Source organism: Veillonella tobetsuensis (assembly GCF_001078375.1).
GTDB classification, from domain to species: Bacteria; Bacillota; Negativicutes; order Veillonellales; family Veillonellaceae; genus Veillonella; species Veillonella tobetsuensis.
In genome coordinates this window covers 327,600-342,900 of record NZ_BBXI01000009.1, presented here as the reverse complement: position 1 = coordinate 342,900, position 15,301 = coordinate 327,600, and the positions used below count along the sequence as shown (strand labels likewise).

General features: G+C 36.5%; 16 protein-coding genes. All 16 read right to left on the bottom strand.

The window, feature by feature from the left end:
- Positions 1 to 8: 8 nt before the first annotated feature.
- Positions 9 to 887 carry an Asp23/Gls24 family envelope stress response protein gene (locus tag VEI_RS04445; RefSeq protein ID WP_059362342.1) on the bottom strand — a complete coding sequence of 293 codons (879 nt, stop codon included), beginning with the start codon at positions 885 to 887 and terminating at the stop codon, positions 9 to 11.
- A gap of 20 nt (positions 888 to 907) precedes the next feature.
- A complete protein-coding gene (locus tag VEI_RS04440) occupies positions 908 to 1,732 on the bottom strand; it encodes a PHP domain-containing protein (protein ID WP_059362339.1) in 825 nt (274 codons plus the stop codon).
- Positions 1,733 to 1,908: 176 nt separating this feature from the next.
- On the bottom strand, positions 1,909 to 3,627 hold the full coding sequence (locus tag VEI_RS04435) for a proline--tRNA ligase (protein WP_059362336.1): 1,719 nt from the start codon (positions 3,625 to 3,627) through the stop codon (positions 1,909 to 1,911).
- A gap of 4 nt (positions 3,628 to 3,631) precedes the next feature.
- On the bottom strand, positions 3,632 to 4,708 hold the full coding sequence (gene ispG, locus VEI_RS04430) for a flavodoxin-dependent (E)-4-hydroxy-3-methylbut-2-enyl-diphosphate synthase (RefSeq protein ID WP_059362333.1): 1,077 nt from the start codon (positions 4,706 to 4,708) through the stop codon (positions 3,632 to 3,634).
- 22 nt (positions 4,709 to 4,730) lie between these two features.
- Positions 4,731 to 5,747 carry an RIP metalloprotease RseP gene (gene rseP, locus VEI_RS04425; RefSeq protein WP_059362330.1) on the bottom strand — a complete coding sequence of 339 codons (1,017 nt, stop codon included), beginning with the start codon at positions 5,745 to 5,747 and terminating at the stop codon, positions 4,731 to 4,733.
- 1 nt (position 5,748) lies between these two features.
- Positions 5,749 to 6,900 (bottom strand): 1-deoxy-D-xylulose-5-phosphate reductoisomerase, encoded by a 1,152-nt coding sequence (locus VEI_RS04420; RefSeq protein ID WP_059362328.1) that lies wholly within the window; start codon positions 6,898 to 6,900, stop codon positions 5,749 to 5,751.
- 26 nt (positions 6,901 to 6,926) lie between these two features.
- The gene (locus tag VEI_RS04415; RefSeq protein ID WP_059362325.1) at positions 6,927 to 7,748 is read right to left on the bottom strand and encodes a phosphatidate cytidylyltransferase; all 822 of its coding nucleotides are present in this window, start codon (positions 7,746 to 7,748) and stop codon (positions 6,927 to 6,929) included.
- A 3-nt stretch (positions 7,749 to 7,751) separates the two neighbouring features.
- A complete protein-coding gene (locus VEI_RS04410; protein ID WP_059362322.1) occupies positions 7,752 to 8,513 on the bottom strand; it encodes an isoprenyl transferase in 762 nt (253 codons plus the stop codon).
- Complete coding sequence (locus VEI_RS04405) at positions 8,494 to 8,745, bottom strand: hypothetical protein (RefSeq protein ID WP_059362319.1); 252 nt, start codon at positions 8,743 to 8,745, stop codon at positions 8,494 to 8,496. The genes VEI_RS04410 and VEI_RS04405 overlap by 20 nt, the downstream gene beginning before the upstream one ends.
- Positions 8,745 to 9,305: a ribosome recycling factor gene (frr, locus tag VEI_RS04400; protein WP_059362316.1), complete on the bottom strand. Its 561-nt coding sequence runs from the start codon at positions 9,303 to 9,305 to the stop codon at positions 8,745 to 8,747. The genes VEI_RS04405 and frr overlap by 1 nt, the downstream gene beginning before the upstream one ends.
- 5 nt (positions 9,306 to 9,310) lie before the next feature.
- Positions 9,311 to 10,036, bottom strand: coding sequence for a UMP kinase (pyrH, locus tag VEI_RS04395; RefSeq protein ID WP_059362313.1), 726 nt, complete (start codon positions 10,034 to 10,036; stop codon positions 9,311 to 9,313).
- 62 nt (positions 10,037 to 10,098) lie between these two features.
- A complete protein-coding gene (tsf, locus tag VEI_RS04390) occupies positions 10,099 to 10,779 on the bottom strand; it encodes a translation elongation factor Ts (RefSeq protein ID WP_059362307.1) in 681 nt (226 codons plus the stop codon).
- Between the two features lie 113 nt (positions 10,780 to 10,892).
- Positions 10,893 to 11,612, bottom strand: a complete 720-nt coding sequence (rpsB, locus tag VEI_RS04385) for a 30S ribosomal protein S2 (RefSeq protein WP_005379396.1) — start codon at positions 11,610 to 11,612, stop codon at positions 10,893 to 10,895.
- Between the two features lie 217 nt (positions 11,613 to 11,829).
- Positions 11,830 to 12,480, bottom strand: a complete 651-nt coding sequence (gene rpe / locus VEI_RS04380; RefSeq protein WP_059362304.1) for a ribulose-phosphate 3-epimerase — start codon at positions 12,478 to 12,480, stop codon at positions 11,830 to 11,832.
- A 1-nt stretch (position 12,481) separates the two neighbouring features.
- Positions 12,482 to 13,345, bottom strand: a complete 864-nt coding sequence (rsgA, locus tag VEI_RS04375; protein WP_059362301.1) for a ribosome small subunit-dependent GTPase A — start codon at positions 13,343 to 13,345, stop codon at positions 12,482 to 12,484.
- Between the two features lie 7 nt (positions 13,346 to 13,352).
- Positions 13,353 to 15,275, bottom strand: coding sequence for a Stk1 family PASTA domain-containing Ser/Thr kinase (gene pknB, locus VEI_RS04370; RefSeq protein WP_059362298.1), 1,923 nt, complete (start codon positions 15,273 to 15,275; stop codon positions 13,353 to 13,355).
- Positions 15,276 to 15,301: the final 26 nt, after the last annotated feature.

The window sequence follows — 15,301 nt, the reverse complement described above, 5'->3', positions numbered from 1 at the left end:
TATATCTCCTAAATATTTTTTATAATCTTACGTTTTGTTTCAACTATGTTTTTAACTTTAATAGACATGCGCTCAACAGACATGCCAGTAATATATTCTAATTCATTGCGAACAGATTTTTGTACCTGCTGCATAAGAGGTTTAACAGGGTGTCCATGTTCAATCACAACAGACATATCTAACATTAAACCATTTTGTCCTTTAGGGCTCTTTTTAAAAGCAATATCTGATGATGCATCAACACCAGCAACCTTTTTTAAACCATTGCGGATTAGTTTAATGATGACATCATCATCAAAAGTTAAGCGTCCATAATAACTAAAGGCTGGTCTTACTACAGAACGTTCAAAGCCTTCAGAACCAATTTGACCAATTTTATCTGGGTCTTGTTTACGTAAGGTACGACGGCGCCAAATTGTTTTAATTGGATCAATTAAATACCCTTTAAAATGGGGCTTTAGCTCCATAGTAGGAACCGGTATGATATGTTTACCTTCCTTTAGGCGAGCATGTTGCGCTCTTTCAATTTCCTTTTGGGTTGCCACATCTTCAATGCGAATATAACGATCTGGTTCTTGAATCCCTAAGGCCTTTGTTATTTTCTTTACCATATTATCGGATGTTCCGATAATCATTAATCGATTTGGATTAATAGCGTCTAACTGACCTCGAACCTCTTTAACTTGAATCGGATCTTGAAATATAGCACGACGAACTGCTTTTAAACGACTAGATTCTTTTTTAGCGGAAAAACCAGCCACAATTTTATTATCATGAATTAAAATGCCATCGTCGATAATACATTCCACACTATTTTCATGAGCTAGCACAAGAGCACGATGGCTTTTACCTGTACCACTACCACCTACAAAAGCAATGACTTCCATAGTACACCTCACATCTAAACTTACGCAGATATACAACGTATACGTTCAATAAACCGATTTACTAGATGACTATCAACCACATATTCACCTATATGATAAGGATATCGATTAGGTATTCCATGATAATCAGATCCACCTGTAATAAATAAGTTCCGCTCCTTTGCCATAGCCAAATATTTTTGTTCATCCGCTTGATCGTGTTTGGAGTGATATACTTCAACACCATCAAAGCTATAATCTAGTAGTTCTGTAACATAATCATCATTGCGAACTAGTTTAGGATGGGCCAATACAGCTAGTCCATTTGCATTGTGAATAATATCTAGTATTTCAGGAACTTCTAATTTGACCTTAGGAATATAACAAGGACTTTTTGAATTTAATATGCCATCAAACACCTCTTGTACATCTTTGGCATAGCCATGGTCTATTAGTAATCTAGTAACATGTGGTCTACCATAAGATTTGGTATTTGGATATAGATCTTCTAATTCTGTAAAAGAAATATTATAACCATGATCAATACATCGAGAGATAATATCTTTTATTCTTGATTCACGCTTTTCCTTAAAGAATTCAATGAATTTATGCAGGCCCTCATCATGGTGATTAAAACCATAGCCTAAAATATGTATATCTTTTCCTTTATAATGAGCACTAAATTCACAGCCTGTAATAATTTGAATAGGACTCTCAATGGCTAACATTGTATCTATTCCAGCAATCTCATCGTGATCAGTTAATGCAATCATTTTCAAATCAGCTTTCACAGCATGTTGCAATAGCTGCTCTGGTGTTTCTACACCATCAGAAAATGTAGAATGCATATGAAAATCTACACGCATAATTACCTCCAAATTATCACAATACCCTATCATTTAATTATGACTTATTCTGCTAGTTTATTCAAGTTTTTAAAACTAATCTCTGAAAGTTTTACAACTATAATTAGAATATTTCTAATTCTCTATAACATAAAAATTGCGATTCTAATGAGCATTCACTAGAATCGCAATTTAAATTATAATTGACTCAATAATTCTTGTACTTTACTGGATACTTCACCAATTGGACAATTAATAGCTTCACCTGTTTTACGGATACGGATTTCTACTTCATTACTATCCAACGTATTTTTACTTACTGTAATTCGTAATGGATAGCCAATAAGATCAGCATCTTTAAATTTAACACCAGCTCGATCTTTACGATCATCTAATAAAACATCTACTTTATTGTTTAACAATGTATCGTAAATAGATGTACTTGTGGACATTAGAGCTTCATCTTTTGCGTTAATAGGAACAATAACTACTTCAAAAGGAGCTATAGCACGAGGCCAAATAATGCCATTTTCATCATGATATTGTTCAATAGCTGCAGCTAATGTACGGCTAACGCCGATACCATAACAGCCCATAACCATTGCATTAGGACGACCATTTTGATCAAGGTATGTAGCTTGTAAACTTTCAGAATATTTAGTACCTAACTTAAATACTTGGCCTACTTCGATACCTTTACTGTATTCTAAAGGACTATGACATTCAGGGCATACATCGTCTTTTGTAATTAAACGAATAGGTGCTACAATAATATCTTCTGTATTAAAATCGCGTTTAGGATTGATATTAATATAATGAGCATCAGCTTTATTGGCACCACAACAAACATTATATGTTTCCATAACAGATTCGTCTACAACAATAGCAAAATCGTCTGTTTGTTTAAGGCCTACTGGGCTGATAAAACCAGCAGTCAATCCAACCTTTTCCAATTGTTCAGGTGTTGCCATTTCAGGCTCTACGGAACCATTAACAGCATGTTGAACAGCGACTTCATTCACATCATGATCACCGCGAACCATAGCTAGAATTACTTTATCTTCAATGGCATATACTACGGCTTTAATAGTTTTTTCTAAAGGTAAATTGAGCATTTCAGCAACAGCTTCAATAGTAGATGCTTGAGGCGTATCCACAACTTCTAATTCTTTTAAAGCCTCTTCTACTTGTTTCATGATGCCCGGTTTACCAATTTCAATATTTGCAGCATAGTCACAAGCGGAACAGTGAATAATATCTGCTTCGCCAGCTTCAGCAATAGCCATAAATTCATGCGTATTGCTACCACCAATAGCACCGCTATCAGCTTCTACAGGTCTAAAAGTAAGACCGCAACGAGTAAAAATACGACTATATGCATCATACATAGTTTTGTAAGATACATCTGCAGCTGCATCATCAATATCAAAGGAGTAACCATCCTTCATAATAAATTCGCGGCTACGCATTAAACCATATCGTGGACGACGTTCATCGCGGAATTTGCTTTGGATTTGATAAAGATTAACTGGTAATTGACGATATGAATTAATTTCATTTTTTACCAATGTTGTAATCATTTCTTCATGAGTAGGTCCTAAGCAGTACTCCACATCATGGCGGTCATTAATGCGCATCATTTCAGCACCATACGCATTCCAGCGACCGGATTCTTTCCAAATGTCAGCAGGTTGCAAAATAGGCATCATGACTTCTTGTGCTCCAGAACGGTCCATCTCTTCACGAATGATGGCTTCAATTTTTTTGATACTTCGCCAGCCCAACGGTAAAAAACTATATAAACCATTGGCAACCTTGCGCATAAAACCTGCACGCAACATAAGTTGTTGACTTACCACATCTGCATCAGATGGAACCTCCCGCAATGTTGGGGCATATAATTTACTGGCTAACATACAATTACTCCTTATCAAGTGTTTCTAAATATTGATCTATTTCTCTAAATAAAGTATCTACTAATTCAGATTCAGGAACAGTTTTTAATACCTCCCCTTTTCTGAAAATAATGCCTTGACCATTACCACCGGCAATACCAAAATCAGCTTCTCTAGCTTCACCTGGACCATTTACAACACAGCCCATAACGGCCACCTTAATAGGTGCAGAAATAGATGCTAAACGTTCCTCTACAATACCTGCCATATCAAACAAGTTAACTTGGCAGCGACCACATGTGGGACAAGAAATCATGGTGGCCCCAAAGTTTCTAAGGCCTAAATTACTTAAAATACTTTTTCCTACTTCGATTTCATGAATGGGATCACCTGTTAAGGATACACGCAATGTGTCTCCAATACCATCCAATAGTAATGCACCTATACCCATAGCAGATTTAATAGTACCTTGTTTAATAGTACCTGCTTCAGTTACACCTAAATGTAATGGATATGGTATTTTATCTGAAAGCTTTCTATATGCTTCTACCATGAGAGGAACTTCAGTAGCTTTAATAGAAATCTTCATGTGTTTATAGTCTAATTTTTCTAAAATGCGCACATGCTCTAAAGCAGTTTCAACCATTCCATCAGCTGTAGGATGACCACCATAAGCCTTTAATATATGTTGAGGTAAAGAACCGGCATTAACGCCAATTCGAATAGGTATTTGTTTAGGTTTAGCTTTTTCAATAACCGCTAAGACCTTATCCTCACCACCGATATTTCCTGGATTAATACGAAGACCATCTACATTATTCTCGATAGCTTCTAAGGCCAATTTATAATCAAAATGAATATCTGCTATTAAAGGGATTGTAATGCCTGCACGTACCGCTTTTAATGCTTTAGCAGATGCCATTGTCGGTACTGCTACACGCACTAATTCACAACCTGCTTCAGTCAGTCGATTAATTTCAGCTATCGCCTTTTCTGTATGTACAGGATCAGTAGTAATCATAGATTGAATACTAACTGGTGCATAGTCGCCAATTTTTACATTGCCTACATAGATGCCATTTGTTGGTTTTCTAGTAATCATATATAACTCCTAACTATGACTCTTATAGTAATTGTATAATATCTTTTGCCGTAGCATATACAAAGATAGTGACTAAAAGAGCGATACCAACCATTTGAATATACATCAACGCTTTAGCAGGTAATTTACGTCTTGTAATAGCCTCAATCAAAATGATGATAAGATGACCGCCATCTAATACTGGTAGTGGCAATAAATTAATTACGCCAAGGTTGATGCTAAGTAATGCAGCAAAGCTCAATAATGGGGCAAACCCTTGTTGAGCTATAGAACCAGCCATATGTGAAATGCCTACTGGCCCAGATACTTCTGCTTGTTCTTTGCCGACAACCATCTCTCTAAGACCATCTACCATGGCTCCAATAATATATCCTGTTTTTTGAACAGCTAATACAAAGGACTCCCCAATACTATGAGGTATTGTTTCATAGGATTGATAAATACCAAGTTTAGGTGTATCCTTTTCTAATTTAGGAATCACTGTAGATTCTACTGTTTCTCCTTTACGCTCTACTACTACAGTAACCCCATGATTAGCGGTCCCTTTTAAGCGTTCAGAAATCTCTGACCATTTTGAAATAGGTTGATTATCAATAGAAAGAATTACATCTCCACCTTGTAATTTACCTAAATCAGCAGCACCACCTGTTACTACACTACCAATAATTGGTTTATCCGTAGAGACCATCGTTCCTACTGTTGCATTTAAGCCAAAGTAAATCACGATAGCTAGTAAGAAATTAAATATTGCACCAGCAGAAATAACAATTAACTTTTTATAGGCTGGTTTATTGTAAAAAGAACCTTCATCCAAAGGCTCATCAGGTGTCATACCTGCAATTTTATTAAAACCACCTAAAGGAATACAACGAATGGAATAGAGTGTTTCGCCATATTGTTTTTTGACTAAAATAGGACCAAAACCAATGGCAAACTCATCAACGCGCATTCCAGATAATTTTGCAGTTATAAAATGACCTAATTCATGAATAAACACAATTAGACCAAATACAAATATTGTGGCTAAAGCCGTAATCATACTATCTCCTATTTATAAACTCTGTTGCTTTTATGCGAGCCCATTGATCGACAGCCAATAAGTTATCAAGGGTGAACGTATCATCAGGTTCCATAGATTCTAATACAGCAGTAACAATTTTATAGATGTCGCTAAACACAATTTTCCCATCTAGGAAGGCGTAAACAGCAGTCTCATTAGCCGCATTAAAAACAGCTGGTTTAAAACCACCTATTTTACCTACTTCATAAGCTAAACGTAGTGCAGGAAAATCGTCAACTCTAGGAGGCATAAACTCGAGAGTGAGTAATTCTTTAAAGTCTAAATGCTTCATATCAAGAGACATACGATCAGGGTAGGTTAAAGCATATTGAATAGGTTCTCTCATATCAGGATTTCCCATTTGTGAAAGAATAGCACCATCCTTCAAACGAATCATGGAATGGATAATACTTTGAGGGTGAACCACAACATCGATATGATCAAAATCAAAACCAAATAACCAGTGTGCTTCAATTACTTCTAATCCTTTATTGAATAAAGAAGCAGAATCAATAGTGATTTTGCTCCCCATGTTCCAAGTTGGATGCTTTAAACAATCCGCTGCAGTTGCAGACGCAATACGTTCACTAGGCCAAGTACGAAGTGGTCCACCAGAAGCAGTTAAGATTAATGAATCTACATTAGCTTTAGTTTGACCTTCTAAGCATTGAAAAATAGCACTATGTTCACTGTCTATAGGTAAAATAGCAACGTCATATTCCTTGGCAATAGAAGTAATTAAGGGTCCCCCAGCAACTAAGGTCTCTTTATTTGCAAGACCAATGGTTTTACGAGCTTTAATGGCCTCCACAGTTGGCTCGATTCCTACAGCACCTACAATAGCAGTAATAACCATAGTTGCCTCTTGTATTGTTGCTGCCGCTATCAAAGCCTCTTTGCCACCAATTAGTTTAGTAGATCCAGTGTAACGATCTTTAAGAAGAGTATACGCTTGCTCATCAACAACGCCAGCTATAAGAGGTTGAAATTCATTGATTTGCTTTTCTAAAAGATCAATATTTTTATTTGCTACTAAGGCAACTGCCTTAAATTGATCTGGATGTTGTTTGATAACATCTAGCGTCTGAGTACCTATTGAGCCAGTGCTTCCCAATATACTTACATATTTCATAAAAACCTTCTTTTCTGCTTAAGTTATTATGCAAAAAATAAAATAAGTAATAATGTAACAGGGGCCGTAAACAGTAGACTATCGAAACGATCTAATACGCCACCATGACCAGGCAATAATGTACCCGAATCTTTCACATTACATAATCGTTTTAATTTGGACTCAAATAAATCCCCTAATGGTGCTAATACACCGCAAATAATACCTACATAGGCACCAAAATAAACAGGTATATTGCTTATACTAGCATAAATAATACCCGTTATAATACAGCCGATAAAACCACCAATAAAGCCTTCTAATGTTTTATTAGGACTAATAGAAGGTACAATTTTGCGCTTACCAAATGCACGACCCGCAAAATAAGCAAAGGTATCACTGGCCCATGTACAGAATAATAGTAGCCATAGCATAACTACGCCCCAGCTTTCACCAGAAATAGGCATAGTTAAGGAATAATATAGCCAATCATGACGAATTAATAGTAATGAACCTAATCCCATTACTATATATATCAATCCAAATAAGCTATAGGATACACTACTCATAGAATATGTATTTTCGCCAAATGTACACATTAGGTAATTAGCGATGAATGCAAACATAAGCGCAGTCAAACCAAGTGTGTAGGTTCCGAACCATAAGGATATCATTATAGCGATAATCGATATATATCCCCATAAAACCGGTACCCGCACACGTCTAGCCTTACTGAGCAGAACAAATTCACGCCACCCAATAAGGGCCAATAAGGTTATGAGAGCATCATAGGTAAAACCACCTATAGTTATAGCACCTAATGCAATAATAAAACCAATAACCGCAGTGATAACACGTGTTTTAAGCATCGATTATTCCTCTTGCAAGCCACCAAAACGACGTTCGCGCTTTTGATATGCTGCTACAGCTTCTAATAAAGTTTCTTTTGTAAAGTCTGGCCAATGCAAATCTGTAAACCAAAATTCGGCATACGCTAGCTGCCATAATAGAAAATTACTGATGCGATAGTCTTTACTTGGTCGTATCAATAAATCCACATCACTAAATTCTTGAGTATACAAATGATCACTAATATATTGTTCTGTAATATCTTGAACTGCAAGTTGGCCATCTAACACAGACTGTGTTAATTCTTGTACAGTTCTAACTATTTCATCACGCCCACCATAATTAATAGCTAATTGTAATGTTAGGCCTGTATTATTCTTGGTTAATAATTCTGAGTCAGAAATAATTGTCTGTAATTCGTCTGAAAGTCCTTGAATATGTCCAATAAAACGTATGCGAACATTATGTTCATGCATATATTGTACATTTTTTTGTAAATATTCTTTGATTAAAGCCATCAAAAGAGAAACCTCTTGTTCAGGCCGTTTCCAATTCTCCGTAGAAAATCCATATACAGTTAAAGCGCTAATACCGATTTCATCAGCAGCAATAACTATTTCTTTTAATACATCAGCACCTGCTCGATGTCCCATTGACCGAGGCATGCCACGACGCTTTGCCCAACGTCCATTACCATCCATAATGATGGCCACATGACGAGGCACATTATTTTCATCTATGTTGATTGTAGACGAGGTATTGCGTTTAAATAGTTTCCTCAGCATACATTACCCCCAGAGTATGTCCAAAATCACTGGCTATCATAGGTCTATATACAACGATATGAAGCACATCCCCACATTCAGTAATTCTTGCGACATAATAGCCTTCAGAGGCTATATCAAAAAAGCGATTAAGATTATCGCCAATTATTACCTTAAAAGGAATATGGGCAGCCTGCAATTGAGACTTTGCAAGCTGCCAAGGCATTCCTATAAGACTACTAGAATGAGTCATTATACTTCTAATACGTCCTTTTCTTTAACGGCTTTCAAATCATCGATTTGTTTAATCTTTTTGTCCGTCAATTTTTGAATTTGATCTAAACCATCTTTAACATCATCTTCAGTAATGGTTTTAGCTTTTTCTTCTTTTTTCAATACATCATTAGCATCGCGACGAATATTGCGAACCGCAACCTTTGCATCTTCAGCTTTTTTATGTACGATTTTTACAATCTCTTTACGACGTTCTTCTGTTAATTGAGGAATTGTCAAACGAATTGCAGTACCATCATTACCAGGATTTAAACCTAAATCAGATTGTAGAATAGCTTTTTCAATAGCACCAATCATAGATTTATCCCATGGTGCAACCAAAATCATACGAGGTTCTGGAACAGAAATATTGGCTACTTGATTGATTGGTGTAGGAGAACCGTAGTAATCAACCATAATTTTATCAAGTAATGCAACACTAGCACGACCAGTACGAATAGAAGCAAATTCATGTTTTAAAGACTCAATGGATTTATCCATGCGTTGCTCTTGTTCTAGCATTAAATCTTTTAATTCCATAGTGATTATTCTCCTCGAACGATAGTCCCTATTTCTTCACCTTTTGCAGCTTTTGTAATATTACCAGGAATATCCATGCTGAACACGATGATAGGGATATTATTATCTTTACACAATGTAGTGGATGTAGAATCCATTACTTTTAACTCTTTTGTAATAATATCATTATATGTTAATTCATCAAATTTGATGGCATTAGGATTTGTTTTTGGATCAGAATCATATACACCATCAGCAAATTTTTTCGCCATCAAAATTGCATCAGCTTCAATTTCAGCAGCGCGCAATGCAGCAGTTGTATCAGTAGAGAAATACGGTTTTCCAAGACCTGCACCAAAGATTACAATACGTTTTTTCTCTAAATGACGAATAGCACGACGACGAATATAAGGTTCTGCAACCTCTTGCATTTCGATAGCTGTTTGAACGCGTGTATCTACGCCAGCTTGTTCTAAAGCATCTTGCAATGCTAAGGAGTTCATTACTGTTGCTAGCATACCCATATAGTCAGCTGTAGCACGATCCATACCTTGATTGCTGCCAGCCAACCCTCTCCATAGGTTACCGCCACCAACAACAATAGCGATTTCTAAATCAGTGGATTTAGCTAAAGCTGCAATTTCTTGAGCAAACTTTTCTACAACATCAGGATTAATACCAAATCCTTGATCACCTGCTAAAGCTTCACCACTCAACTTCAAAACAATACGCTTAAAGTGTCTCTTTGCCATTTGTATACTCCTCTATTGCAAAATAAGAGAACACGGTACGGTGTTCTCTTATTATTTCTTAATTATTTACCAACAGATGCCATTACTTCTGCTACGAAGTCATCTTGGCGTTTTTCAATGCCTTCGCCCAAAGCGTAGCGAACAAAACGACGTACGTTGATGTTTTCACCGATTTTTGCAATATTTTCATTAATGATATCGGTAACTGTTTTGTCACCATCTTTAATGAACGCTTGTTCTAATAGGCAATTTTCTTTATAGAATTTTTCAATACGACCAGCAACCATTTTTTCCAAAACAGCTTCAGGTTTTGGTTTGCGGCCTGCTTTAACATCTTCTTCAGCTTCTACTTTAGCTTGTTCCAACAATACTTGTTTTTCATGTTCGATAACTTCAGCAGGAACCTCTTCACGATTCAAGTATGTAGGGTTAACAGCAGCGATTTGCATTGCGATATCGCGCGCTAAGCTTTGGAAATCATCAGTTTTAGCAACAAAGTCAGTTTCGCAGTTAACTTCTACTAAAACACCGATACGACCACCAGCATGGATGTAGGATTGTACTACACCTTCAGCTGCGATACGACCAGCTTTTTTAGCTGCAGCAGCCAAACCTTTTTCACGAAGAAGGTCAACCGCTTTATCGATATTACCGTCAGTTTCTACCAATGCTTTTTTAGCATCCATCATACCTGCGCCAGTCATGTCGCGCAATTCTTTTACCAAAGCAGCAGTAATTGCCATTATTTTGTTCCTCCTAGTACTAATTAAGGTAAGGATATAGTCCTTACCCTAATTATATATGTTATAGATTTATCTTTCAAATGCTAATCAATTATGATTAAGTGCTAACAGAATTATTCTGCAGCTTCAGCATTGCCTTCTTCGAAGGATTCGCCTTGACGACCTTCAAGAACAGCGTCAGCCATTTTACCAGCCAATAATTTTACTGCACGGATAGCGTCATCATTTGCTGGGATTGGGAATTCAACTTCGTCTGGATCACAGTTAGTGTCAACTGTTGCAACTACTGGAATACCCAATTTTTTAGCTTCTGCAATAGCGATTTTTTCTTTTTTAGGATCAACTACGAAAAGAGCACCTGGCATTTTAGGCATATCTTTGATACCGCCAAGGTATTTTTCAAGTTTCTCCATTTCATGACGAAGGCCGATAACTTCTTTTTTAGGCAATACTTCGAAAGTACCATCTTCTGCCATAGCTTCCAATTGTTTTAAACGTTTAATACGAGTTTCAATTGTTTTGAAGTTAGTCAACATACCACCCAACCAACGTTCGTTAACGAAGAACATGTTAGCGCGGATAGCTTCTTCTTTAATAGCTTCTTGAGCTTGTTTTTTAGTACCTACGAAAAGGATAACTTCGCCTTGGGAAGCAACTTCACGTAAGAAATTGTAAGCTTCTTCTACTTTTTTAACTGTTTTAGACAAGTCAATGATATAAATACCATTGCGTTCAGTGAAGATGAATTTCGCCATTTTAGGGTTCCATCTTCTAGTCTGATGACCAAAGTGTACACCAGCCTCTAATAATTGTTTCATTGATACTACTGCCATTGTGGCACCTCCTGTTAATTAACCTCCGCCGCTTCATCCTCCGGGTCACCCAAAATTAGGCACAGTACCGAAGTCCACTGACGTGCATATTTTTCATACCCAATAATTTTATCAGAAAAATATTGTAAAAGCAAGAGAAGAGTCAGTAATTATTTAATAATTACTGACTCTTCATCAAATATATTATTTTTCATAGTCCATAATACATGTACGAGTTTTAGTTGTTTCGTATTGATTCTATCATGTTAGCTCTGTCTTGAGCACAAAATACAGCTGATCCCGCAACTAGCAGAGTAGCACCGGCGTCTTTTATTGGGATGCATGTAATATCATTGATACCACCATCAACCTCAATAACAGCATCATGATTCCCCATTGTTTCCAATAAAATTTTAGCTTGTTTAACTTTTTCAACTGCCCGTGGAATAAAAGTTTGTCCCCCAAAACCAGGATTGACAGACATAATTAAAATCATATCGAGATCTGCAGCTACATCTTCTAATGTGGCGACTGGTGTTCCTGGATTAAGTGCAACGCCAGCCTTCATGCCATTTGCTTTTATTTGTTGAATTAAACGATGTATATGTGGAACTGTTTCTTGATGAAATGTAAAATATTCAACGCCAATTTTCGCATACTCTTCAACATAATCAGCAGGATTAGTAACCATCAAATGCACATCAAATGGTAATGTGGTATGAGGGCGAATGGCTTTCACAATAGGTGCACCAAATGTTAAATTTGGTACGAAATGTCCGTCCATAATATCAATGTGAAGATAATCCGCACCAGCTTGTTCAATACTTTTAAGCTCGTCACGGAGTATAGAGAAGTCAGCTGATAACATAGATGGAGCTATTTTAATCATATTAAAACCTCTTTCTTTGGTTCTGAATATCCTTTCGAATGATTGTATATGCATCATAACGGCTTTCAAAAATCTTATGATTAACCAAAGCATCCTTAATACCACAAATTGGTTCATGTTCATGATAGCATGGATGAAATTTACAAGCCTCTACATAATCAGAAAACTCTGGAAATAGCGTTGGCAATCGTTCCAAAGTGATATCAGTAAACTCAATGGCGCTAAAACCAGGCGTATCCATAATAAAGGAGTCAGTATTTAAGCTAAACAATGATGCATGTCTTGTTGTATGTTTTCCGCGTTTAATTTTATCGCTTATATCACCCGTTTGAAAGGCAAATTTTTCATCAACAGCATTTAATAGACTGCTTTTACCAACACCTGAAGGTCCTGCAAAGGCAGTCACCTTATGCAGCAATTTATTACGTAATTCATTAATGCCAATCTTCGCTGTAGCAGAGGTTGTAATAACTTGATAACCAATGGCTTTATATTTATCGATAAGTTGATCTGTAGATGTATCACCTACATCATACTTATTAACACATAGCACTACCGGAATATCGGCATGTTCTATCATGACAAGCATCTTATCCAATAATAATTCATTAATATCTGGATTATGTGCAGCTACGACGAGGATGACTTGATCAATATTGGCCACCGCAGGGCGAACCATAGAATTTTGACGTGGCAAAATACATTCTACAAAGCCATCTTCTGAAAATTCTACGCGATCACCTACGAGTAAACTATATCTTGATTTTTTTAAACGTCCTCTTACTTTGCATTCATGAATGGTCCCTAATTCATCTTGAATGTAATAGTAACCATTCATGTTTTTAATAACAATACCTTTATTCATAAGGCCTCTACAATGTTGTATCCTGAACTAACGCACCGTTTAGATACACCTCTATACGCACGTTACCAACACCAGATACATTTTTAACGATGCGGTCACCCGGTTTATTTGTATCATCATAGATAACCGTAGAACCTTCATCATCTTTAACAACTATCTTTAATTCTTGATTCTTTGAACCAGATGGAACGGTTACATCGACAGTCCCTTTAGTTCGGTTGGAGGAACTTTGTTTAGAATCCTCTTTTTTCTTAGAGTCTTTTAATTCAGTAGCTAAGTTTAGGCTACTACCTTCATTAACCTCTTCACCAGCTTTTACACTTTGTTCGGTAACAATTGCTTTTTCATCTACAGAACCAGAAATTTGATTAACCCCAATATTATTAGACCCTAGAACTTGACGAGCATCTTTCAAGGTCATACCAACTACATCAGGCATTTTAACTTTTTTAGTTTGAGGTTTATTGACAACTAGATCAACAGTTGTACCTTTAGATACTTTAGAATCGCCAGAAGGACTTTGCGCAACAATAGTATTATCCGGTTTACCTTCAATAGAACCTTGTGTTATCTTACCGACAACTAATCCTAAATCTTTAAGTCGTTGTCTAGCTTGTTCTACAGTCATACCGGATAAATCTGGAACGGTAATATCCCCAACACCCTTAGATACAACAAGATGGATAGTTCGTTGTTCCTTAACCTTTTCACCAGAACCAGGGCTTTGAGAGATAACTTGTCCCGCTGGTACATCGGTATTAGTAACTTCACTAGTAGAAACACGCAAATGTTTATCTTCTAATATATTTTTCGCTACTGATACTTGTTTGCCCACAACATTTGGCACATCAACAGTAGTATTACTCCAAAAATTACCATAACTCAAGAATGCGCCTAAAAATGCAATCAAGAAAATAACAGCCGCACTTAAAACAATATATTTTTGTGGTATAGATGCAATCTTACTAAGCATAGATTTCTTTTGTACCTCTTTTGGCGTAGTGTCATCAATATCACTAAAATCATCTAGTGTATCTGGATCTACCGCTGGAATCATTTGTGTTGCAAAATCATATGGCTCATGACGTTGAGTTTTTCCCATTGTAAAGCCTTGAGATAAACGCAAGTCACCCATCATTTCTGAAATAGATTCAAAACGATCTGCTGGATTTTTAGCTAATGCTTTCAGTACAACAGATTCTAATAATGGAGGAATCGAAGGATTGTATCGCGTAGGTGGTATTACCTTTTCTCGTACATGTTTTAATGCAACAGCAATTGGCGTATCACCTTCAAAAGGAACCTTACCAGTTAACATTTCATATAGAACAACACCTAGTGAATAGATATCCGTATTGCCGTCTACAGATTTGCCACTAGCTTGTTCTGGTGAAAGATAGTGAGCCGATCCCATAATAGAGTTGGTGTACATTACGGTATTAGTAGAATTCATAGCACGAGCAATACCAAAATCAGTTACCTTTACACGACCAGTATTAGTGATAATGACATTGTGAGGTTTTATATCACAATGCACAATCCCCATCGCATGTGCGTGCTCTAAACCTTCTCCAATAGAAATGGTTATTTTAACAGCCTCATCAATAGATAATCTATGGTGACGGGTAATATATTCTTTTAATGTTTCACCATCCACATATTCCATGATGATGTAATGCATATCTTGGTCGTAGCCAACATCATACATATTTACAATATTAGGATGGTTTAATTTACCCGCAGCTTGTGCTTCACGTTTAAAACGACTTACAAACTCATCATCACTAGCAAAATTTGCATGTAAAATTTTAATAGCTACTGGACGCCCTAATAAGGTATCTTCGCCCTTATATACGTCAGCCATACCACCGACGCCAATTTTAGACAGGATACGATAGCGATTATCCAACAATGTATCTTTAATCTTCATAATATTTATAACTCTCCATATCTAAG

Bases quoted from the DNA above. Each gene is read 5' to 3' on its own strand.
- rsgA (WP_059362301.1), bottom strand. From the start codon at position 13,345: ATGAATAAAGGTATTGTTATTAAAAACATGAATGGTTACTATTACATT.
- rpe (WP_059362304.1), bottom strand. From the start codon at position 12,480: ATGATTAAAATAGCTCCATCTATGTTATCAGCTGACTTCTCTATACTC.
- VEI_RS04420 (WP_059362328.1), bottom strand. From the start codon at position 6,900: ATGAAATATGTAAGTATATTGGGAAGCACTGGCTCAATAGGTACTCAG.
- VEI_RS04435 (WP_059362336.1), bottom strand. From the start codon at position 3,627: ATGTTAGCCAGTAAATTATATGCCCCAACATTGCGGGAGGTTCCATCT.
- VEI_RS04405 (WP_059362319.1), bottom strand. From the start codon at position 8,745: ATGACTCATTCTAGTAGTCTTATAGGAATGCCTTGGCAGCTTGCAAAG.
- VEI_RS04440 (WP_059362339.1), bottom strand. From the start codon at position 1,732: ATGCGTGTAGATTTTCATATGCATTCTACATTTTCTGATGGTGTAGAA.
- pyrH (WP_059362313.1), bottom strand. From the start codon at position 10,036: ATGGCAAAGAGACACTTTAAGCGTATTGTTTTGAAGTTGAGTGGTGAA.
- rpsB (WP_005379396.1), bottom strand. From the start codon at position 11,612: ATGGCAGTAGTATCAATGAAACAATTATTAGAGGCTGGTGTACACTTT.
- frr (WP_059362316.1), bottom strand. From the start codon at position 9,305: ATGGAATTAAAAGATTTAATGCTAGAACAAGAGCAACGCATGGATAAA.
- rseP (WP_059362330.1), bottom strand. From the start codon at position 5,747: ATGATTACGGCTTTAGCCACAATATTTGTATTTGGTCTAATTGTGTTT.
- VEI_RS04410 (WP_059362322.1), bottom strand. From the start codon at position 8,513: ATGCTGAGGAAACTATTTAAACGCAATACCTCGTCTACAATCAACATA.
- ispG (WP_059362333.1), bottom strand. From the start codon at position 4,708: ATGATTACTAGAAAACCAACAAATGGCATCTATGTAGGCAATGTAAAA.
- VEI_RS04415 (WP_059362325.1), bottom strand. From the start codon at position 7,748: ATGCTTAAAACACGTGTTATCACTGCGGTTATTGGTTTTATTATTGCA.
- pknB (WP_059362298.1), bottom strand. From the start codon at position 15,275: ATGAAGATTAAAGATACATTGTTGGATAATCGCTATCGTATCCTGTCT.
- tsf (WP_059362307.1), bottom strand. From the start codon at position 10,779: ATGGCAATTACTGCTGCTTTGGTAAAAGAATTGCGCGACATGACTGGC.
- VEI_RS04445 (WP_059362342.1), bottom strand. From the start codon at position 887: ATGGAAGTCATTGCTTTTGTAGGTGGTAGTGGTACAGGTAAAAGCCAT.